Genomic DNA, 19,920 nt, shown 5'->3' with positions numbered 1-19,920 from the left:
GGCCGAAAGCACTGATGCCCCGTCCACGACGGGGCATCGGCATGAGCGGGACGACCGGGTGTCGCCGTCCGGCGTCAGTAGCGGTCGCGGTGCAGCATGACGAACCTTCGCGCGGTCTCCTCGGCTTCGTCGAGGGACAGGAAGCCGCGATCGCGTGCGGTGGCCTCCAGCTCGGCCCGCTCCTCGACGTGCCAGACGTCCGCCAGGTGGCGCCGTGTGACGGAGTGCGGCAGGTGGCGGGGTGCGTGGCGGTCACCGGTCCGCGCCAGCTGCTCATTGAGGCGGTCCGCGGCGGACACGGCCTCGGCGCTCGACCTCCAGGCCGCGTCCGTGTCCCGCAGTTCCAGGGGCACGTCATGGAAGGGGGCCGCGCCCGGGGCAGTGCGGAAGGACCGGACCAGCAGCTTCAGCAGCCGGCGCTCGGCGCCGCCGTCCCGCAGCTCACCGGGCGTCAGCCAGTACGTCCAGGCGGCCCGCGGCACCTGCTGCGCGGTGATGCCGCGCTCGGCCGCCGCCGCCAGCGCGGCGTGGACGAGACCTCGGTCCTCGGAGGCCAGGAGCGGTCCGGCGATGCGGGTCAGGGCGAAGCGCCGGTAGCGACCCGGGAAACCGGGGGCGTACAGCTGCTGGAAACGCAGCACGTCCAGCTCGGAGACCGCACCTTGTCCGCCGCCGGGCAGCGCGGGCCGGAAGGCGCCGCGCCAACGCTCCAGATACATCGTGCTCGGCACCAACCAGGCCGGCGTGGTCCACGCCGCCGAAGGAGTGGAGACAGGACGGGGCGTGTCGCAGTGCGCCAGCGCCAGCAGGGCATCCCGGCGCTTGAGGTCGGAGAAGGCCGGATGGCGCTCCGCGAACCGCCGCAGTGCCAGGGCGGCTTCTCCCGTCGCGGGGGAGCGGTGCCCGGCCGTTTGTACGATGGCGCCCCACGACCGTTCCGTGTAGTGCAGCGACCGTGCCGCTTCCAGGATGTCCGCGCCGTGCGCCTCGTCAAGGACTGCTTGGGCGACCGCGTGGGAGATCGCCCACCGTACGTTGACCAGTGGGACGGTCAGCTGCCGGCGGTCGCCGGACGGTAGATGACCGACCGCCACCTCGTCGTCGGCTTCCAGGATGCCCTGGGCGTACATCCCGAAGACGAGCCCGACGCCCTCCATGCCGTACGGCCACAGTTCGGCAGCGCGCAGGGCGCCCATGCTGGAGGCGCCGATCACCCGCGCGCCCCGGACCAGCACATCGGTGATCTCCTTGTGCCGTACCGGTGCGATGTGGTGGAACACGCCGTCGATGACGACCACGGTGTCGTCCGCGCCCGCGCCGAGAGCGAGGAGTCCTCCGTGCCGTACGGGGCCGTGGATCACCGCCGCCGGGAGTGCGGCGAGGACTTCCTGGGCGGACAGTGTGGAGCCGGTGAACACGTAGGTGGTCATGGGATGTCCTGCGGGTTGCGGCCGTCGAACTCCAGGCCCGCCGCCACGACCTTCACCACGCTGAAGCCGCTCTCGGTGCCCAGGTCGACGACGACGGGCGGACGGCCGGTGTGCTGGTACACCTGCTGGGCGAGCCAGCGGGCCTCGTCAGTGTCCTCGGTGAACTCGTGCGAGGTCGCGGACACCTCCTTCCAGGAGACGACCTCTCCCTCGGTGACCGGGGGCGGGCCGGGTTGAGCGAGGGCGTCGGAGAAGAGGGTGGCGGCGGCCAGGTCGTCCCGGCTTCCCGCGATCGCCGTCAGACGGCTCTGCGCCGATTCCGTGACGGCCCGACTCAGCGCTACGGCCGGAGAGCCGTGGACACCGGAGCCGACCGCCGGCGCGGGGAAGTCCTCCGACCAGATGCACGTGACGAAGCACGACAGCCCCCAGCGGTTGGGGACGTCCACGATCCCGGCCCAGGCGCCGGCCTCGGCGATCCGGGACAGGACCTCCGCGCACACCGGGTCGTCCACGGTCGCCGGATCCACCTGCCGGCGCTGCGTGATGGGCACCGAGCCGGACCCCGCGGTGCAGTCCCGCTCGATCACCTCGTACAGGGCGTGGGTGACCGCCTCATCGTAACTGTTGCCGCTGGCCAGGCCGTTGGTGGAACCGTGCAGCAGTGGCGGCTGCCAAGCGTCGGACACCTGGTGGTCGACCGTGACGTAAGAACGGGGCACCAGCGTCCGGGCACCGCTCAGAGCGTCGGTGCCGACGATCCAGTCCAGCGGGGTGCGATCGGTCAGCAGACTCCCCTGGTGCTGCTGCAAGTCCGTCACGTCGTAGGGGAGATCGAGTCCGACCGCGGGCGTTTCCCGGACCTCCGGAGCGGGACATGCGTATTCGGCGTGCCACCGCTGCACGGACTCCATGACGGCCGAGACACGGGCGAGCAGGAGGGAAGTGCCCTTGCCCTGCGAGACGGTGAGGGTCTTCGCCGCCGGCCGCACCGCCATCACGACCGGCACCCCCAAGGTGTCCAGCCCGGTGACGTCCGCGACCCGCGTAATGCCGAACCGGCTCCGCAAGCCGTCGACGAGAGCCCAGGTGTCCTCCGGACGCCGGACGCGATGGGTGCCGGCGAAATGAACCTTCTTCATGCGCCCTCCTCCCTCTTGCATGCCTGCACGTCAGCATCGGCGATGCCACGGAAAGCTCGTGCCAGAGAGGCGGAAGTCCAGGCGCAACTGTGGGGAAAGTCTTCGCACGGCCAGGGTCGGACGCGTGCGAGAGCAAGGCCAGGGCCACATCAGGCGCCCCCGCCGACGTTCGCCCCCGCCGATGACGTTCCTCCGGACGCGCGACCGGCTCACCGAGGAGGGAAGCCGTCTCGCAGACGCCCGCACGCGGCGATCAGCACGCGCTCCGACCCGGCAATGGGGCCGTACGTCACCGGTCTGCACCGTGCCGTCCACGGCGCTCGCGCTTCCACATCCGCCTCGACGCCCCTCGGATGGCCTCGCTGAGCCCGGCTCGCCCGTGCCCTCTCCCGCTACGAGCTCGACCGCAGGGGTGAGGACGCGACGGTAGACCTTCGCCCACGCCGTGACGCTCAAGAACACGGGCGTCCTGCTGCAGACCTCGCGCTGCTGCTCGTGGTCCTGGTTGCGGCCCGGGTGTGCGCTGGGGAGGGGCGGATCGCTTCCCACGGGATCCTCCGTCGCACGTCGGTGCGGACGGACCGCCTCGTGGCCGCGGTGTGGACCAAGGGCGCTTCCTCGCGCGTGATCCTGCGCGACGACGCAGGCGGCAGGCCGTGTCTCGCCCGGCTCATCGGCACGGACTTCTCCCGGGGAGTCTCGCAGGTGTCCGACCTGGGACGACATGGCCGGCGACCTCTCGGCACCGGCACGTTGGCGCAGTGAGCGGGCCAGACAGGTGCTCAGAGTGACCGCCACGGCCGTCGACATCGCGAAGCCGATCCAGCGTGTCTCGAACCACATGCCGTTCACCACGCCGAGCCCCACCAGATAGCAGGCCCACACCAGTCCGCCGAAGGCCGACCAGCCGAGATAGCGCGCACGCTGCCCCGGCCGGGCGCCCAGCGTCAGACCGAGGACGGTCCGGCCGGCGGGCACGAAACGCCCCGCCACCGTAACGGACGGCAGTCGCCGTGCGAGATGGCAGCGCATCCGGCCGGCGAACGAAGCCAGCCCCGCGTGCCGGGCGAACAGCGCGTGCGTTCGAGCGGAGCCACCACGGGCGAGCGCGACCACGAAAAGATCACCGAGGAACGAGGCGGCCGCGACGGCAACCGCCAGCGCGACCGGCGCGCCGCCGTGGTCCAGGGAGAGCAGCGCGGCGGCGATCACCAGGCTGCCACTGGGCAGGAACGGCAGCAGCGCGTCGCCGGCCACGGCGACCAGCGCGAGGACGGTGACGAGCCACGGCTCGGACACGAACACGCCCAGTTGGATCTGCATGCATCGATCGTATCGAATGTTCAGAGAGTAGTGAACAGAGTAAGAAGTTGGAGGATCGCTGTTGACGGCTTCTTGACGCCCCCTGGATGCGGGCTGGTAGAACCTGTGACCGGCGCCCGGTCGGTCTGCGCCATCACCACGGCGAGAGTCCGCTGGGCACCCGGTGTGCCGGCAAGTAGGCGACCTGAACTGCAATCAACACTGGCGCCGTGTGCGCGACACCAACCATGAAGTTGCCAGAGGACGGCAAGTTCCGCGAGTCGTTGTTGCCGAAAGCTCAAGGTCGGAGCGTCGCCGCGTGACTACCGATTCTCGGTGAACGTACAGGTCATCGTGGACGCTGAGATTCGCCTGGTGGTGGCGACCGCCCGTCCGGTGCCCGGCAACACGGCGGACGCGAAAGCCTGGCGGAACTCCGGCCTGGCCGCGCACCGCGAGGGCCTGACCGCCCTCGGCGACGGCTGCTTTCCTGGGCTCCACGAGCAGTGGACAGCGCCCGTCGCTAAGGCTGCGTCATGAACTCAGCAGCCGTTGGCACAGTCCTCGTTCTCCAGGCACGATCGCCTCTACGGTTGATCCATGACGGTCCCCCGTTCCAATGTCAACGGCGCTCGATGCCCTGGCGTCTGCGCCTCGTTTCACTACCCGGTGGTGGCGCAGTGATCGTCCTGCCCCGCAGCGGCCGCGGAATGAAGCGGCTTCTCTGTGCTCTGCTGCTTGTTGCTGCTTCCTTGATCGCGGCCGGTGCCCTTACGGAGACGCTGTGGCTGCTCGGGATCGGCGCATGGGCGCTGATCGGCGCGGTGCTATTCGAGTTGGTCTACCGGCCATGAGGCTTGAGGGCGGCGCTCGAACTGACATCGGTGCCATGGGGGTGGGACACCACGGTCGGCCGGACTGTCAGAGACGATGCCCGTTGGCCGACGCTTTCATCAGCCGCTCCAGCTGATTGCCGACTTCGTCATAGCCGGCCTCGGCATCGCAGGGAATTGCGGCAGGAAAAGGCACCTGGCGTCACGGCGCTCACCGGTTGCCAGCCACTTGCCACCCTTCTGCTTCGGAGGTCAGGACGCCACACGCCGGAGGCCGAGGTGCTCATGGGACCGGCGGGATCGTTACCGGATAGGGTGACGGCGGTTCCGGGTTTGACGTAACCCGTACGGCATTCATATCAACCTCTGACGCAAGCCGCGTCGCATGTGGAAAGGCAGCCGGTGGCAGGACGTCTCGCGCAGGCGCGACATTCGCTGTTCGCCGCGCATCCGGCCCGCACGGTCGTGGTGGCCTTCGCCGCCGTGGTCCTGATCGGCACGGTACTTCTCGCGCTGCCGGTCGCCGCCGAGGACCGAACGGCCACCGAACTGGTCACAGCGCTGTTCACGTCGACGTCCGCCGTCTGCGTGACGGGTCTGGCGGTGGTGGACACGGGCACATACTGGAGCGGCTTCGGCGAGGGTGTGATCCTCGCACTGATCCAGGTCGGCGGCTTCGGCATCATGACGCTGGCCTCCCTCCTCGCCCTGCTGGTTTCCGGCAAGCTGCGCCTGCGACTGCAGTTGACCGCCCAGGCGGAGACCAAGAGCCTGGGCATCGGAGACGTACGCCGGGTACTCCTCGGCGTGGCCGGGACCACGTTCGCCGTGGAGGCCGCCGTCGGCGCCGTACTGTCCCTGCGCTTCCGCTACGGCTACGGCCACTCCATCGGCGACGCCGTCTACCTCGGCTACTTCCACGCGGTCTCCGCCTTCAACAACGCGGGCTTCGGACTGCACGCCGACAGCCTCACCCGCTACGCCGACGACCCGTGGGTCACCCTCCCGATCTCCGCCGCCGTGATCCTGGGCGGCCTCGGCTTCCCCGTACTGCTGGAGCTGCTCCGACACCGCCACCGGCGCCGCACGACCGGTCGGCGCAGCTGGTCCCTGCACACCAAGCTCACGCTGGTCACCACCGTGTCCCTGCTGGCCGCCGGAACCGTGCTGACCTGCCTGCTGGAGTGGACCAACGCCGCGACCCTCGGTCCCCACACGGTGGCGGAGAAGATCCTGAACGGGTTCTTCCACTCCGCGATGTCACGCACCGCCGGCTTCAACGCCGTAGACGTCGGCGCGCTGCAGCCGGCCACCCTGCTGACGACCTGCGTCCTGATGTTCATCGGCGGGGGCAGCGCCAGTACCGCTGGCGGCATCAAGGTCACCACCTTCGCCGTGCTGCTCGTCGCGATCATCGCCGAAGTGCGCGGCGAGCCGAACTCCTCCGTGCTCGGACGCCGTCTGGGCCCGCACGTGCTGCGTCAGGCACTGACGGTCGCCCTTATGGGCGTGGGACTGGTCATGGCGGCCACACTCGCGCTGCTGAGCATGACGTCGCTGCCGTTCGAGAAGGTGCTTTTCGAGGCCGTTTCCGCCTTCGCCACAGTGGGCCTGTCCACCGGCATCACCGCCGACTTCCCCGACGTCGGACAGCTCATCCTGGTCCTGCTGATGTTCATCGGCCGACTCGGCCCGATCACACTGGTCTCGGCACTCGCCCTGCGCGAACGCACCCGCCGCTACGAACTGCCCGAGGAGCGACCCGTCATTGGCTAAGTACCCGCGTTCCCTGCGCCGCGGCCGTAAACGCCCGACCAGCCGGCAGCCCCGGCCCACCGGTGACCAGCGCGTCGCGGTCATCGGCCTCGGCCGGTTCGGCAGCTCCCTCGCCAACGAGCTGATGCGTCGCGGCTGGGACGTCCTCGGCATCGACACCGACGCCCGCCTCGTCCAGAAGTACAGCGACGGGCTGACCCACTCGGCGGTCGCCGACTGCACCGACCCGGAGGTGCTGCACCAGCTCGGCGTCCACGACTTCACCAGCACCGTCGTCGGCATCGGCACCGACATCGAAGCCAGCATCCTGGTCAGCTCAAACCTGCTGGACGCCGAAGTCCCCAACATCTGGGCCAAGGCCATCAGCCGTCAACACGGCCAGATCCTCGAACGCCTCGGCATCCACCACGTCATCCTGCCGGAACACGAGATGGGCGAGCGCGTCGCCCATCTCGTCACCGGCCGCATGCTCGACTTCATCGAGTTCGACGACGACTACGCCCTGGTCAAGACGGTTGCCCCGGACGTCGCCACCGGGCTGCCCCTCGGGCGTAGCCAGGTCCGCAGCAGGTACGGCGTCACGGTCGTCGGTATCAAGCGCCCGGGGGAGGACTTCACCTACGCCACGGCCGACACCATCGTCGAAAAGGGCGATGTCATCGTGGTCACCGGCAAGACCCGCGCAGTGGAGTCATTCGCGGACCTGAGCTGACAGACACGCACGGGACTCGCCCCACCTGCCCTGCTCACGCCTGCACGCACCAAGCTGGCTCCTACCACACTCGCAGTCCTCTTACGGGGCCGCAAGCAGACCCCAGGCGAAGTGAGACGGCTTCAGTTCGTCCGCAACGTAGGCCGGCTCGGCCCTATCCCCGTCGCCCTGCGCAGCCGCGTCCGCTCACTCAGCTCCGTGTCCACCACGTCGTCACCGCTCTTGAGGTCCCAGAACCGGTGGGCATGACAGATGGAGCCATGAGGGTCTCCCCTTCGAAAGCTGGGTGATGGAGAAAGCCCGGGCCGGCCCCGGTGAGGCGGGCCCTGTTACTTCTCGGCCGTGCCGGGTTTTCCGCTGATGGACTCCTGATAGAGGTCCGCATAGGTGCGCGAGTCCTTGATCAGGCCGTCGCAGAAAGCGGCAACGTCGGTGCCGACGAGTTCCAGAACTCCCTTGCCCGAGGCGGCACCTTCCTCGAAGAAGTCGACGATCCCGGGGAGCAGGGGTCCGTCGGGCAGGTCGATCGGTCCGACCTTGAACAGGTACTTCTGCATCTCCTTGTAGACGATCCGGTAGTCGGGCGGGAGTGCCTTGACCCGGGCAACGTGCGTCCGCCACTGTTTCTTGCCTTCGATGATGTCTTGGATGCTCACGTCAGCCCTCCAGTCGGCTCGGTTTCCTTGCGACGTTCCTGTTCAACTGCTCGCGCCACCGGTCGCGATGAGTCCGGGCACCTGCTCTGCCGGCCAGCGCCGTGCAGAAGCCCTGGATGTCGTCGCCGAGCACCTCGTGGACGCTCTGCCCGTCCGCTGCCGACACTTCGAGCAGCCCCAGGGCGGAGTAGAGGATCGGTGTCAGGTTGCGGCCGGTGAAGTCCCCGTAAGGGAAGAGGTGGGCGACGACCTGGTCCCACGCCTCCCGGTAGTCGTCCGGCAGAGCCTCGACCCGGGCTCCGAACGCCTTCCAATCCCTGGTGGGATCGCTGCCTGTGACCTTCTCCCAGAAGTTCATCTCCCGCCCTCCTTGAGCCTGTCGATGCGTGATGAGACGTACTGCCATTTCGCCCAGAAGACTTCCGCGCCATCGGCGGCAGCTGCGGTGGGTGCACCGTCCGGGGCCGGCAAGGTGGACCAGCTGGCCTGTGTCGTGGAGATGCTCAAGGCGGACCCCAGCTCCCGGCGGGATCCGATCCAGCTCTACGACCTGGCCCAGGACGCCGCAGGGGACAAGGAAGTGCCCTGCTCCCTCGGCTCCCGCTGCCACCACCTGCGCGACGGCCGCCTGCGCATGGCGACCATGGCTGCGGTGGCCGTCACCGGTCGCGCCGACCAGGACTCGTCCGTGGCGATCGCCCTCACGCAGGGAGCCGAAGCCGACACCTCCTGCCGTCGCCTCAGCGCGTAGCATGCACTTACTCGACAGTAACCTTCTCTGTTCCGGCCGGAGGCAAGGCAGTGGCTCGTAAATTCACCGTGAGCGGCAGCATCGTCATCGACGTCCCGCCAGACGCCGCCTACCTGGCCGTGAGCCGTCCCGGAGACATGGGCCGCTGGAGCCCGGAGAATCTGGGCACGACGACCGGCTCGGCGGACGGGAGCGCCGCCTTGGGTGCGAGCTTCGTCGGGCGCAACAAGCGCGGCGCGTTCAAGTGGGTCACGCGGTGTACGGTCACCGCGGCAGAGCCGGGGCAGCGCTTTGCTTTCCGCGTCCACGCGATCGGGCTGAGCCGCCCGCGCCTGCCCGGCCCGATCGCCACCTGGGAGTACCGCTTCGAGCCGGTGGGTGACGGCACGCGCGTGACGGAGACGTGGACCGACGACCGGCGCGCGTGGCCCGCGTTCGCGGCGAACGCCTTCGACCGGCTCGTCACCTCGGGTAAGACGTTCGCCGAGTTCCAGGTCCGCAACATCGAGACGACCCTGCGCAACCTCAAGCGTGAGCTGGAGCAGGCCCATACCCCGTGACTGACCTCCTTCAGTGGGCGATCGCCTTGACGGTGGTCAACTCCTCGCCGGTCAGTTCCGCGACGCGGTGCGCCGGCACACCGGCCGCGAGGGCACGGGTCAGGAGCGCCTCACGGCCGTCCGCACGGGAACGGTTCAGCAGGACGAGATAGGCATCGTCGGTCATCCTCGGTTCCTCACGGGAGAAGTCGGTGTCCTGACGGCCTCCCTATACCCGTCACCGCCCGTCTCACCTCTCTGGCACGCCGCGCGAGCCGCTGCCGTGTGCCCGGGACGCGAGGACCGATCGGGAGAGGCGCCGCGCGTGCACCGTCCATCAGGGGGCACGAGGAAGGCACGGACAGCAGCCCCGAGGCCCGAAATCAGGAGACATCACATGGTCATCGCAGGCATCATCGTCCTCTGCGTCGTACTGGCGGTACTCGCCTTCCTGCTGCCCCGACTGTCGCGCCATCCGCAGAACGGTGCTCAGCGCACCATGGGCGTCGGTTCACGGGCCGGCTCGAAGGCCCCCGGCCCGCTGGGACGGTTGTTCAGCAAGCCCTTCCGCTCCAGCTCGCGCGCTCTGGGGCGCAGCGGTTCCGCAGGCCGTCGGGCCAGGGGACGCATGCCGTTCTGAGTCCGGCGCACGAGAAAGCAACCCGGGCCGGCGCCGGCGTCAGCAGCGCGTCGTCGGTCCCAACGAACCGGCGGCGCACCTGTGCGCCGCCGGTTCGGCGCGGACGGCGCGTTGCGCGGGGCGTGGGCACGCCGTGGCAACGATCCTTTCGTCACTCCGCGCGCCCTGCCGATGTCCGGCACCCACGGAAATGATGTGCGGACCGCACGTGAGCCAGGCGAATCCGCACATCTGCCCTCGGCAGGTGGACAGGCAGGGGAAGGACTGTCGTAGTCGTTCACGCGGGCCGGTTCCACAGACTGCGCGAAGTTCTCGGGTATGTCGGTTGCGCGCTTCATCGTCGCAGCTTAGGGCCGGGCAGGGCCTGGCCAGTAGACGCTGTCGCGCTCGTCGGCAGGACATGGACCTGGAGGCTCCGTTCGCGGAGATCCGTGTCGCCGCGCTTGGGCCGGGACCGGATATTCGATGCTCTGCCCGCCCCCGAGCATGCAAGATGGCGCCCATGACTTTGGCCACTCCCACACTGCACACCGCCCGCCTGCGACTGCGGCCCTTCACCGACGCCGACGCGGACCGCCTCTTCGCGCTGCACAGCAGCACCCACGTGATGCGCTACTGGGACTCCGCGCCGTGGAACGAACGGGCTCGCGCTGAACGCTTCGTCGCCATGTGCGGGAAGATGGCGGACGAAGGCACCGGGGCGAGAGTGGCCATCGACCGTGCGTCCGACGGTGCCTTCGTCGGCTGGTGCGGTCTGACCGAATGGGACCCGGGCTACCGCAGCGCGTCGTTGGGTTACTGCCTCGACGATGCGATGTGGGGCCACGGCTACGCGACGGAAGCCGCGCACGCCTTGCTGCAGTGGGCATTCGACACGCTGGACCTGAACCGGGTTCAGGCCGAGACCGACACGCGCAACGTGGCATCCGCCCGGGTTCTGGAGAAGATCGGATTCGTGCGTGAAGGGACGCTGCGGGAAGACTGCGTCGTGAACGGCGAGGTGTCCGACTCTTGGGTGTTCGGGTTGATCAGGCGAGAGTGGCGGCCGTCGACAGTGCCGGTCCCAGCTCACTGAGTGGTCAGCGTCGTAAGTCTTTCCGTCTGGGGCGCGGCGGGGCGGGGCGGCCCGTGGCCCGGCCCAGCCGGGGTTTCAGGGCGTCATCACGCCGGTGAGGCGGAATATCGGCGGCACGGGTGTTGTTGGTCGCCACTACTGATCAACAAGGAGGAGGCCGTATGCCTGCGACCCTTCGGCCCCGCGCGCTGCGTTCCGGCGATCTCGTGGTCGTTACCGCGCTCTCGGGCCAGCTCGCGCCGGGTGAGGAACCACTGCTCGCCCGCGGTGTGGCGATACTCGAGCGGATGGGTTTTCGCGTGCGGGTCAGCCCGCTGGTCGACCCGGCGCAGAATCGCTGGTGGGCGTCGGGCACTCCTGCGGAGCAGGCCGACGAACTCAATGCTCTGCTCCGGGACCCGGAGGTGCGGGCCATCATCGCGCACACCGGTGGACAGGCGACCATCGGCTATCTCGATCTGATCGACCTGGACGCGATCCGGGCCGACCCGAAACCGATCATCGGCTACAGCGATATATCGCTGCTGCACATGGCGTTGTACGCCCAGACCGGCCTCGTCGGCTTCCACGCCGACATCGCCACCCACGGTTTCGGCAGCGATTGGTACACGCTGGGCGACGAGGCCCGTCGCTTCGAGCTCGTCGACCTCTACACTCGGGTGCTCACCAAGGCCGAGGCACCGGGCGCGCTGCCGGCGAAGGAGGCCTGGGAGACCTGGCGGCCGGGCAGCGCGCAGGGACCACTGTTCGGGGGCTTGCTGAACCGCCTGGTCCTACTGCAGGCGACACCGTTCGCGCCGGCCCCCGAGCGGTTCGAGGGCGCCGTGCTGTTCTGGGAGGAGCTGCGGCGGCCGGTCTCGCGAATCTGGAACGACCTGCACACCTTGCGGCTGTCCGGTGTGCTGGACCGGATCGCCGGCATGGTGGTCGGCATCCCGACCGAGATCACGCCCCACGAGGGTGGCGGACAGCGCGCAGACCTACGCGACGTGGTACTCGATGTCCTGGGCCGACGTGACATCCCGGTTCTCGCGCAGGTCGACTTCGGTCACGCCTCACCGAACCTGCCGCTGCCCATCGGCGTCCGCGCACACCTGGACGCCGACGACCGGACACTGTCCCTGATCGAGCCAGCGGTCGTGGAAGGCTGAGTCCTGTTGGACATCGGCGCAGGCCCGGAGGGCTGAGACCCGTCGTATTCCGCTTCTCCCGATCGGCCTGTCTGTCATGCCCGTTGCGCCGGCTTGCCCGATCGTCCCGACCGCCGCCGAGCGCGCGCGACTGAGGAAGCGCCGGCGGCAGGGGCCACGAAGACGGCCATGGCGACGAACGCCAGCACCACCACCATCGCCGAACGCAATCCGTAGTGGTCGCCCAGGAAGCCGAGAGCTGGCGGCCCCACCAAGAAGGCGATGTAACCGATCGTTGCCACGAGGCTGACACGGGCGGTCTGGTCGGGCCCCGAATCGCCCGCGGCCGACAGGGCCACCGGGAAGCCCAGGGACGCGCCCAGCCCCCAGAAGAGGACGGCGGCTGCCGCCACGACGGCGTTGTCGGAGAAGATGACCAGGGACAGGCCGATGGCGCCGGAGATCGCGCTGGCCCGCACGACAGTCGCCCGGCCGTAACGGTTGAGGAAGAACGTGCCGCTGAAGCGCCCCAGCGTCATCGCCGCGGCGAAACCCACGTAGACGAGCGAGCCGGCCGCGGCGTCGAGCCCGTGGCCGTCGACCATGAGCAGCGGCAGCCAGTCGTTGGCCGCGCCCTCGGCGAGAGCCATGGCCAGCACGATGGCCCCGATCAGCAGGAGCCTACGGTCCCGCCACACCTGCGGCCTCGAACGCTGCGCGGTGTCCGAAGCAGGCGGTGCGGTGCGGATTCCGGTCCGGGCGGGGACGGCACCGATGGCGTACGTGAAGAGCGCGGTCGCCACCACGGCGACTGCCGCCAGGTGCCAGTGGGCGGGGAACGACGCGGCGGTGGCCGCCATACCGGCCAGGCCTCCGATGACGGTCCCCAGGCTGAAGCATCCGTGCAGCGTGGGGAGAACCGCCGTGCCGGTGATCCGTTCCACGTCGGCACCGTCCACGTTGATCGCCACCTCACCCGACCCGATCCCCGTGCCGAACACGCACAGTCCCGCGGTGACCAGCGGTGCGGAGGCGAGGGCGCTGCCGACCCCGACGATGACCACGCTCGCGATGACCAACAGGGTCGCGAGTGCCGTTACGGGCCTGGTGCCGAACTTCGACACGAAGCGGCCGGAACACAGGATGCCGGCCATGGAGCCGACCGACAGGCCGAAGAGCACCAGCCCCATCTGCCCGGTGGACACTCCCAGGTGATCACGGATGTCCGGCGTGCGCGTGACCCAGGAGGACATGGCGATGCCGTTGAGGAAGAAGAACAGGAACAACGCCCGACGGCGTCGGCGCACGGCGGGGTCTGTCAAGAAGGGGCTCCGCTGGCATTCGACAGAATGGACAGGCAGGCAACGAGTCCCCGCACCCACCGAGTATGCACAAATGTACACACTGGGTGGGTGTCCGAGAAGACAGGGCAGACAACGGCGATGACAGGCAGCACCCGCGGCCCCAACGACCCTCGGCGCCGCGAACGCATCCTCGACGCCGCGCTCGACGTCATCGCCGAGCAGGGCGCCATCAAAGTGACCTTCCGCAAGATCGCCGACGCGGCCGGGGTGCCGCTGGGCTCACTCACCTACTACTTCGACGACATGCAGCACCTGCTCACCGACGCCTTCACCCGGCACGCCGAGACCGTCTCCACGCGGTACGGAGCCCTCCTGGAGGCCGCCCGGTCGCCCCGGGAGGCGCAGGACGCGGTCGTCGAGATCATCTGCGGGAAAGTGTGGGGGACCGACCACAATCTCCTGCTCGGCTACGAGCTCTACGCCTTCGCCACCCGCCACCCCGAGGTGCGCGCCGTCATGCGGTCCTGGATGCAAGCCAGCCGGGACTCGCTGGCCAGACACTTCGACCCGCTCACCGCGCGGGCCCTCGACGCGCTGATCGAAGGACTCTCGATCCACAACTCCGTCGACCTCCGGCCCACTGACCGCGCGGAAGTGGCCGCGATCGTCGACGCCGTCGTCGATCGGGCCCGCTGAACGACGGCGCCCACCAGCGGCACCGACCCCGCGCCCTGTCGTACCGGCGCGGGGTCGGTGCCCGTGGCTGCTGCGGGCCTCGCCGTCAGTCGGTCACAGGAACCTCCACAGGTGGTCGGCCGTGCCGTTGTCGGTGAACTGGACGACCTGGGCGCTGTTCGCCGTCGACATGCCGTCGACGCCGAGGACCTTGCCGCTGTGCTTGTTGCGGACGCGGTACCAGCCGTCCCCGTCGTCCAGCAGGGTCCACAGGTGGTCGGCGGTGCCGTTGTCCTCGTACTGGACGACTCGGGCGCTGTCGGCGGTGGACATGCCGTCGACGCCGAGGACCTTGCCACTGTTGCCGTTGCGGATCAGGTACCAGCCCTCGCCTCGGTCCACGAGCTGCCAGGCATGGTCGCTGGTGCCGGAGTTGTCGAACTGCACGACGCGTGCGCTGTTGTCCAGGGACATGCCGTCGACGGCGAGGACCTTGCCGCTGTGCTTGTTCTGGATCCGCCGGAAGGGCGGTTCGGGGGACCAGGGCCGTCCGTCCGGGTCGGCCGTGGGGAAGGCGGTGATACGCAGCCGCGCCGCGCCCATCGGGACGAGGGTGACGGTCTCCACGGGGGCGTCGCTGCGGGCCGGGCCGGGTTGCAGAGGCGCCACCACCCGCTCGTCGTCCGCGATCCACTGTTCGATGCGGCGGGCTTCGGCGGTCATGCGGACCGGGACCGTTTCATGGGTGAACGGGTTGTCGGGGACCGGCCCGTCGTCGCGGGTGAGGGCCGGCCGGGGTGTCGGAGTGAGGCCGTAGTTCCACGACGAGGTCGCGTGCACCTCGTACGCGGGGAAGGTGTCGTCGCCCGCGTAGCGCTCGTACCGTTCACCGATCTTGAGGGAGTAGGTGAGGGGGCCGTGCTGGACGCTGACGGCGTCGTGCTGCTCGGGCCAGTGGCGCAGCGTCGTCCGCTGGGGGAGACGCAGGGTCACCTTGTCGCCGTCGCGCCAGGTTCGCTCGACGGTGGCCCAGGCGGGGCCGTCCGGCGCGGCCACGGACCGGCCGTTGACGCGTAGCTCCGGTCGGTCGCACCAGCCGGGCACGCGCAGCCGCAGCGGGAAACGGACCGGGCGCGGGGTGGACACGGTCAGGGTGACGGTCTCGGTGAAGGGGTAGCCGGTGTCCTCGGTGACGGTCACCGTCGTGTTCCCCGCGACCCGCGCGCGGACCCGGCTCGGTGCGTACATCGACGCGGCCAGTCCGCCGTCCGGGGTGGCCAGCCACAGTTCCTCGGTGAAGTAGGGCCAGCCCATTCCGTAGTTGTGTGGGCAGCAGCGGTACTGGTCGACGCCGGGCTGGAAGGCCTGCATGGCGAAGCCGTTCTGGAACTGCCCCTGGGACTTGGGCCTGTTGTCGAGGTCGACGCTGTTGGCGCTGGTGATGTAGTGGATGGCCCGGCCCTGGGGGTCGAGTGAGGCGGGCAGCATGTTGAACGCGAGATCCTCGCAGCGGTCCGCCCAGACGGGGTCGCCGGTGATCCTGGTGAGCAGTTCGTGGCTGGCCATGAACTCGACGATGCCGCAGGTCTCGAAGCCCTGCCGGGGGTCGGTGAAGCCGGGCCGGTAGTTCTCGTCGCCGGCCATGCCGCCGCCCGGGAACTGTCCGTAGACGTCCATGACCCTGTCGTAGGCTCGGTAGGTGGCCCGGGTCAGCTCCGCGTCGCCGGTCACCTGCGCGTACTGGGCGGGCTCCCGGAAGCCCTGGGCGATGTTGACGTTGTGCCGGGAGGGCGTGGGGCCCGTCCAGTCGGCGCCCAGGGTGTGCATCTTGGCGGCCAGGTCCAGCAGGAACGGCTCGCCGGTGCGGCGGTGGAGCCAGACGGTGACGTCGAGGCCGTCGCCCCAGCGATAGGAGACCCAGCTGGTGTCGAAGGCCCCGGGGCCCTGGGCGTTCATGAAGCGCAGGAACCGGACGAGGAAGGGCACGATCCGCTCGTCGCCCGTGTACTCCTCGTAGGTGCGCAGCGCCTGGAGCAGAGGCAGGAACGGCCAGAAGTCCGGCCCGCCGTTGAGGGACGTGCGCAGGGCGCGCGGCCCGAAGAAGCCGTCGCTCTGCGAGGTGGCCAGGATCGCGTCGATCCACGCTCTCGAGCGCGCCAGTGCGTGCCGGTCTCCGGTGGCGATGGCCAGGGGCACGTAGCCGCGCAACCAGTACGGCACCTCCTCCCACGCGCCGCGCTCCGGGTGCACCCAGCCGGTGGCCGAGAAGTCGAGGAAATGGGACAGGTTCTCGTACTGGCCGCACAGGCCGTCGAGTTGGAGTCGGAGCTGGCCGGCGAGCCACCCGCGTGCGGTGACGCTGCCGGCGGGCAGTTTCCGGAAGGCTTCGGGCACGAGTGGCCCGGTCGGCCGTGACGTGGCGGCCGACGCGGAGGGGGCGAGCGGTCCGCCCAGTGCTGCCGTTCCGAGGGCCAGGGCGCCGGTGCCGAGGAGTGCGCGTCTGCTGACGGACATACGGGGCTCCAGGTGTGGACTCGGGTGCTTGGGTGCCGCCGTCCGGCCCCCGGGCAGGGGGCGCAGGGGCGGCAGACGAACGACGCGCCTGATGGGGTGCGGAGGCGCACCGGTAGGGCGGCCGGGCCGTTCGCCGGGGCTGCCGTGCGGCTTGTGCAACGCGACATGTACAACGTTGGAAGGATGAGGCCAAGGAGGATGAGAGCACACCCCGGGGTGGCCGTCCAGGGGTGCGGCTCGCCCGAATCGACTGGGCGTGTGCTTCCGGCCAAAGCGGCACGGGCCGCCCCTGCGCCGCTCCCCGGCGCAGGGCAGGAATCCGTCCGGGGCAGGGCAGGGAAACCGTCTCTGCGACCCGAAAGCGTCGGATCACCCGCGAGGGTCGCTTCCGTAGACCGGCGACGGGCTCGTGCGCAACACTCTCCCCGTGGTCGTGAACGCCTCGGACCTGGCATTCCGTTCGGTCGGACGAACGTCGGCGCAGCTGGAACGGAGCGCTCGGTCACCGCCTTGTCAGCGTGACGACAACGGATGTATAACGTTGTAAAACCAGCGCACGGGCTCGGCGCACGGCTCACGGTGACGACACTGAACCCGCACCGACCACCCGAGTCGGGCGGTTCGGGAAAGGAATGACGTGCGGGTCAGCCTCAAGGACGTCGCCGCGCACGCGGGGGTGTCCATCAAGACCGTCTCCAACGTGGTGAACAATTTCCAGCACGTCACCCCCGCCATGCGCGAACGCGTCCAGCGCTCCATCGACGAGCTCGGCTACCGGCCCAATCTGACCGCCCGGCACCTGCGGGCTGGACGCACGGGCATCATCGCGCTCGCCCTGCCCGAACTCGGCAACCCCTACTTCGCGGAACTCGCCGCGGCCGTGATCGACACGGCGGCCGAGCACGACTACACCGTGCTGCTGGACCACACCGGCGGACGGCGCGAGCAGGAGCTCCTGGTCAGTCAGGGTTTCCGGGCGCGGGTCATCGACGGACTGATCCTCAGCCCCATCGAGCTGGAGACCGAGGACCTGCGCGACCGCGCGGAGAACGTACCGCTGGTCCTGCTCGGCGAGCGGGACTACGACCTGCCTTACGATCACATCGCCATCGACAACGTCGCCGCCGCCCGCGCGGCCGTCGCGCACCTGGTCGGCCTCGGACGCCGGGAGGTGGCGTTCATCGGCGCCCGGCGCGGACGCAACGAGCCCGCCCAACTGCGCGTACGCGGCTGGCGCGAGGAACTGACCGCCGCCGGGCTCCCCGTCGACGAGGGGCTCGTCGCCGCCACCGACGGTTGGGGGCACGCCGACGGCGCGGCGGCCATGACCCGCATCCTCGACGCCGGCAGGCGTCCCGACGCGGTCTTCGCCTACAACGACCCCATGGCCATCGGCGCGATGCGCGTGCTCCACGCACGGGGACTGCGGGTCCCCGAGGACATCGCCGTGGTCGGGTTCGACGACGTGGTCGAGGGGCGGTTCGGCGCGGTGACCCTCACGTCCGTCTCCCCGGACAAGGGGGCCATCGGCCGCCTCGCGGTGGAGTCGGTCCTCGCCCGGCTCGGCGGCGCGGCCCCCGAAGCCCGCCGCGTCTGGGCGGATTACCGCCTGGTCGAACGGGAGAGCACGCTGGGGCGCAGCGGTGCGAGCGAGGGCACGAACGGCTGAGACGACGAGCCCGTCATCCATGGTCCTGCCGTCACCGGCAGTGAAAGGTCGGGCGTGGCTACCGGCACGCGCCCGACTCCGCGACGCTCGGCACACGCCCGGCTCCGGATGCCCCGCGGGCATGGTCACCGGAGTCGGCACCCTCGGCCGTAGCGGCGAGTCGAGGTTCTCGGGTCTCTCGGCAGCCGCCGGAATCCCGGCCGGCGGTCAGGCGTGCCCCTCCCGGTGCACGCCAGAGCAGCAGATCCCCCGCGGTCGGCGACGTGGTCGTAGAGGACGCCTGGCCGCCTTCGCACGGGCGCGGACCTCGGCCGCAGATGTGGCCGACTCCTGTCCGGAACGCCTGGGGGCTCGCGCGACACGGCGCGTCCTGAGCGCGGGGCGGATGGGCGCGGGCGCCTCGCCTGCCGTGCGGCCGATGGAGTCGAGGCCGCCCGGTCCGCCGCATCGTGCTCCCGGTTCCCGGAGGCCGCCCGCATCTCCTGCGCAAGGGGTTTACAGCTCCCTTGCAACGATGTAAAACCTCCTTGCGGTGCACCGGACAAGTTCCGATGCCGGGGGGCCGGCCGGTTCCGTGCGTCATTCGGCTCCCCCATTCCCTTTCAGCGTTCGCCCGGATCGGGGTCACCACCATGCAGCGCACCACTCTTCGTCGTTCCTTCCCCGCCCGCCCTGTGGTCGTGGCCCTGGCCGCCGCGGTGGCTCTGACCGCGACCGCCTGCGCGAAGACGGAGGACGACAATTCGGACAACAAGCAGTCCGAGACGGCCGCCGGCGCCGAGCAGAAGGTCGTCACCCCGAAACCGGGCAGCAAGACCTGCACCATCGACGCCTACGGTGCCGAGAAGATCGACCTGAAGAACGCCACCGTCGGCTTCTCCCAGTCGGAGAAGGAGGCCAACCCGTTCCGCATCGCGGAGACTCAGTCCATCAAGGACGAGGCCGAGAAGCGCGGTGTGAAGCTGTTGACGGCCAACGCCCAGTCGCAGTTCTCCAAGCAGATCAGCGACGTGCAGAACCTACTGGCCAAGGGTGCCGACCTGCTGGTGATCGCCCCGCTCAACTCCGACGGCTGGGACCCGGTGTTGCAGGCGGCCGCGGCCAAGAAGGTGCCGATCATCACGATCGACCGCAAGATAAACGCGGAGCCCTGCAAGGACTACGTCTCCTTCATCGCCTCCGACTTCGTCGAGCAGGGCCGACGCGCCGCGGACCAGATGATCGAGGCGACGGGCGGCAAGGGCGAGGTCGCCATCCTGCTCGGCTCGGCCGGAAACAACGTCACCACCGAGCGCACCAAGGGCTTCAAGGAGCGGATCGCGGAGAAGGCCCCGGACCTGAAGGTCGTCTTCGAGCAGACCGGTGACTTCGCCCGCGAGAAGGGGCAGCAGGTCACCGAGCAGCTCATCCAGTCCAAGCCGGGCATCAAGGGGATCTACGCCGAGAACGACGAGATGGGCCTCGGCGCGGTGACCGCACTGAAGGGCGCGGGCAAGAAGGCCGGCGACGTCAAGATCGTCACGGTGGACGGCACCCGCAACGCCGTCCAGGGCGTCGTGGACGGCTGGATCAGCGGCGTCATCGAGTCCAACCCGCGTTTCGGACCACTGGCGTTCCAGACGCTGGACACCTTCACCAAGGGCGAGGAAGTCCCCCAGGACATCATCATCCAGGACGGCGCCTACAACGCCGACAACGCCAAGCAGGACATCGGCAAGGCGTACTGAACCCCCTCGGGGGCCCGGCCACCCGGGCCCCGGCCCTCCCTCACC

General features: G+C 69.6%; 18 protein-coding genes and 2 pseudogenes. 12 read left to right on the top strand and 8 right to left on the bottom strand.

All coding sequences use genetic code 11. The features are described from left to right. Positions 1 to 74: 74 nt before the first annotated feature. Genes RI578_RS01400 through RI578_RS01390 form a run of 3 tightly spaced genes read right to left on the bottom strand, consistent with a single transcriptional unit; the run spans position 75 to position 3,895 of the window. Entirely contained in the window at positions 75 to 1,430 is a 1,356-nt protein-coding gene (locus tag RI578_RS01400; RefSeq protein WP_310869279.1) for a TfuA-like protein, read from the bottom strand. Then, positions 1,427 to 2,572, bottom strand: a complete 1,146-nt coding sequence (locus tag RI578_RS01395; protein WP_310869278.1) for a YcaO-like family protein — start codon at positions 2,570 to 2,572, stop codon at positions 1,427 to 1,429. The genes RI578_RS01400 and RI578_RS01395 overlap by 4 nt, the downstream gene beginning before the upstream one ends. A gap of 30 nt (positions 2,573 to 2,602) precedes the next feature. Beyond that, the gene (locus RI578_RS01390) at positions 2,603 to 3,895 is read right to left on the bottom strand and encodes a hypothetical protein (protein WP_310869277.1); all 1,293 of its coding nucleotides are present in this window, start codon (positions 3,893 to 3,895) and stop codon (positions 2,603 to 2,605) included. 270 nt (positions 3,896 to 4,165) lie between these two features. Here RI578_RS01390 and RI578_RS01385 point away from each other — a divergent pair. The 4 genes and pseudogenes from RI578_RS01385 to RI578_RS01370 form a co-directional block, all read left to right on the top strand. Beyond that, positions 4,166 to 4,363: pseudogene (locus tag RI578_RS01385) on the top strand (IS5/IS1182 family transposase); the annotation flags it as partial. A 191-nt stretch (positions 4,364 to 4,554) separates the two neighbouring features. Then, on the top strand, positions 4,555 to 4,728 hold the full coding sequence (locus RI578_RS01380) for a hypothetical protein (RefSeq protein ID WP_310869276.1): 174 nt from the start codon (positions 4,555 to 4,557) through the stop codon (positions 4,726 to 4,728). Between the two features lie 381 nt (positions 4,729 to 5,109). Further along, the gene (locus RI578_RS01375; protein ID WP_310869275.1) at positions 5,110 to 6,483 is read left to right on the top strand and encodes a potassium transporter TrkG; all 1,374 of its coding nucleotides are present in this window, start codon (positions 5,110 to 5,112) and stop codon (positions 6,481 to 6,483) included. Next, complete coding sequence (locus RI578_RS01370) at positions 6,476 to 7,195, top strand: TrkA family potassium uptake protein (RefSeq protein WP_310869274.1); 720 nt, start codon at positions 6,476 to 6,478, stop codon at positions 7,193 to 7,195. Before RI578_RS01375 ends, RI578_RS01370 begins: the two co-directional genes overlap by 8 nt. 329 nt (positions 7,196 to 7,524) lie before the next feature. On the opposite strand, the gene RI578_RS01365 is transcribed toward RI578_RS01370, so the two are convergent. Further along, entirely contained in the window at positions 7,525 to 7,851 is a 327-nt protein-coding gene (locus RI578_RS01365) for a DUF1048 domain-containing protein (RefSeq protein ID WP_310869273.1), read from the bottom strand. A 1-nt stretch (position 7,852) separates the two neighbouring features. Then, on the bottom strand, positions 7,853 to 8,209 hold the full coding sequence (locus RI578_RS01360) for a DUF1048 domain-containing protein (RefSeq protein WP_310869272.1): 357 nt from the start codon (positions 8,207 to 8,209) through the stop codon (positions 7,853 to 7,855). A 24-nt stretch (positions 8,210 to 8,233) separates the two neighbouring features. Between RI578_RS01360 and RI578_RS01355 the strand changes: the two genes are divergently transcribed. Together RI578_RS01355 and RI578_RS01350 are read left to right on the top strand one after the other, a co-directional pair. After that, the gene (locus tag RI578_RS01355) at positions 8,234 to 8,602 is read left to right on the top strand and encodes a hypothetical protein (RefSeq protein WP_310869271.1); all 369 of its coding nucleotides are present in this window, start codon (positions 8,234 to 8,236) and stop codon (positions 8,600 to 8,602) included. Positions 8,603 to 8,652: 50 nt separating this feature from the next. Further along, the gene (locus RI578_RS01350; protein WP_310869270.1) at positions 8,653 to 9,162 is read left to right on the top strand and encodes an SRPBCC family protein; all 510 of its coding nucleotides are present in this window, start codon (positions 8,653 to 8,655) and stop codon (positions 9,160 to 9,162) included. Positions 9,163 to 9,172: 10 nt separating this feature from the next. On the opposite strand, the pseudogene RI578_RS01345 reads toward RI578_RS01350, so the two are convergent. Continuing rightward, positions 9,173 to 9,295, bottom strand: a pseudogene (locus RI578_RS01345) (DUF6003 family protein); the annotation flags it as partial. Positions 9,296 to 9,538: 243 nt separating this feature from the next. Between RI578_RS01345 and RI578_RS01340 the strand changes: the two are divergent. The 3 genes from RI578_RS01340 to RI578_RS01330 all read left to right on the top strand — a co-directional run bounded on the left by RI578_RS01340 (position 9,539) and on the right by RI578_RS01330 (position 12,007). Next, positions 9,539 to 9,781, top strand: a complete 243-nt coding sequence (locus tag RI578_RS01340; RefSeq protein WP_210958462.1) for a DUF6411 family protein — start codon at positions 9,539 to 9,541, stop codon at positions 9,779 to 9,781. A gap of 502 nt (positions 9,782 to 10,283) precedes the next feature. Beyond that, the gene (locus RI578_RS01335; RefSeq protein WP_310875635.1) at positions 10,284 to 10,856 is read left to right on the top strand and encodes a GNAT family protein; all 573 of its coding nucleotides are present in this window, start codon (positions 10,284 to 10,286) and stop codon (positions 10,854 to 10,856) included. A gap of 161 nt (positions 10,857 to 11,017) precedes the next feature. Continuing rightward, the gene (locus RI578_RS01330; protein ID WP_310869269.1) at positions 11,018 to 12,007 is read left to right on the top strand and encodes an LD-carboxypeptidase; all 990 of its coding nucleotides are present in this window, start codon (positions 11,018 to 11,020) and stop codon (positions 12,005 to 12,007) included. Between the two features lie 74 nt (positions 12,008 to 12,081). Here the strand turns inward: RI578_RS01330 and RI578_RS01325 are convergent, their stop codons facing one another. Further along, positions 12,082 to 13,308 carry an MFS transporter gene (locus tag RI578_RS01325; RefSeq protein ID WP_310869268.1) on the bottom strand — a complete coding sequence of 409 codons (1,227 nt, stop codon included), beginning with the start codon at positions 13,306 to 13,308 and terminating at the stop codon, positions 12,082 to 12,084. A 120-nt stretch (positions 13,309 to 13,428) separates the two neighbouring features. On the opposite strand from RI578_RS01325, the gene RI578_RS01320 reads away from it, so the two are divergent. After that, a complete protein-coding gene (locus RI578_RS01320; RefSeq protein ID WP_310869267.1) occupies positions 13,429 to 13,986 on the top strand; it encodes a TetR family transcriptional regulator in 558 nt (185 codons plus the stop codon). A 93-nt stretch (positions 13,987 to 14,079) separates the two neighbouring features. On the opposite strand, the gene RI578_RS01315 is transcribed toward RI578_RS01320, so the two are convergent. Then, a complete protein-coding gene (locus RI578_RS01315; RefSeq protein ID WP_310869266.1) occupies positions 14,080 to 16,479 on the bottom strand; it encodes an RICIN domain-containing protein in 2,400 nt (799 codons plus the stop codon). A gap of 637 nt (positions 16,480 to 17,116) precedes the next feature. Here RI578_RS01315 and RI578_RS01310 point away from each other — a divergent pair. Together RI578_RS01310 and RI578_RS01305 are read left to right on the top strand one after the other, a co-directional pair. Beyond that, positions 17,117 to 18,148 (top strand): LacI family DNA-binding transcriptional regulator, encoded by a 1,032-nt coding sequence (locus RI578_RS01310; protein WP_310869265.1) that lies wholly within the window; start codon positions 17,117 to 17,119, stop codon positions 18,146 to 18,148. Positions 18,149 to 18,780: 632 nt separating this feature from the next. After that, positions 18,781 to 19,875, top strand: a complete 1,095-nt coding sequence (locus RI578_RS01305) for an ABC transporter substrate-binding protein (protein WP_310869264.1) — start codon at positions 18,781 to 18,783, stop codon at positions 19,873 to 19,875. Positions 19,876 to 19,920 lie beyond the last annotated feature (45 nt).

Source organism: Streptomyces sp. BB1-1-1, assembly GCF_031597775.1.
Classification (GTDB): domain Bacteria; phylum Actinomycetota; class Actinomycetes; order Streptomycetales; family Streptomycetaceae; genus Streptomyces; species Streptomyces thinghirensis.
The sequence above is the reverse complement of the archived record's forward strand: the minus strand, read 5'-3'. Positions and strand labels throughout refer to the sequence as shown.

What these genes read in the sequence shown, in the direction of transcription:
- RI578_RS01305 (WP_310869264.1), top strand. Translation starts at nt 18,781, where the DNA reads ATGCAGCGCACCACTCTTCGTCGTTCCTTCCCCGCCCGCCCTGTGGTC.
- RI578_RS01360 (WP_310869272.1), bottom strand. Translation starts at nt 8,209, where the DNA reads ATGAACTTCTGGGAGAAGGTCACAGGCAGCGATCCCACCAGGGATTGG.
- RI578_RS01315 (WP_310869266.1), bottom strand. Translation starts at nt 16,479, where the DNA reads ATGTCCGTCAGCAGACGCGCACTCCTCGGCACCGGCGCCCTGGCCCTC.
- RI578_RS01395 (WP_310869278.1), bottom strand. Translation starts at nt 2,572, where the DNA reads ATGAAGAAGGTTCATTTCGCCGGCACCCATCGCGTCCGGCGTCCGGAG.
- RI578_RS01390 (WP_310869277.1), bottom strand. Translation starts at nt 3,895, where the DNA reads ATGCAGATCCAACTGGGCGTGTTCGTGTCCGAGCCGTGGCTCGTCACC.
- RI578_RS01320 (WP_310869267.1), top strand. Translation starts at nt 13,429, where the DNA reads ATGACAGGCAGCACCCGCGGCCCCAACGACCCTCGGCGCCGCGAACGC.
- RI578_RS01340 (WP_210958462.1), top strand. Translation starts at nt 9,539, where the DNA reads ATGGTCATCGCAGGCATCATCGTCCTCTGCGTCGTACTGGCGGTACTC.
- RI578_RS01400 (WP_310869279.1), bottom strand. Translation starts at nt 1,430, where the DNA reads ATGACCACCTACGTGTTCACCGGCTCCACACTGTCCGCCCAGGAAGTC.
- RI578_RS01355 (WP_310869271.1), top strand. Translation starts at nt 8,234, where the DNA reads ATGCGTGATGAGACGTACTGCCATTTCGCCCAGAAGACTTCCGCGCCA.
- RI578_RS01335 (WP_310875635.1), top strand. Translation starts at nt 10,284, where the DNA reads ATGACTTTGGCCACTCCCACACTGCACACCGCCCGCCTGCGACTGCGG.
- RI578_RS01330 (WP_310869269.1), top strand. Translation starts at nt 11,018, where the DNA reads ATGCCTGCGACCCTTCGGCCCCGCGCGCTGCGTTCCGGCGATCTCGTG.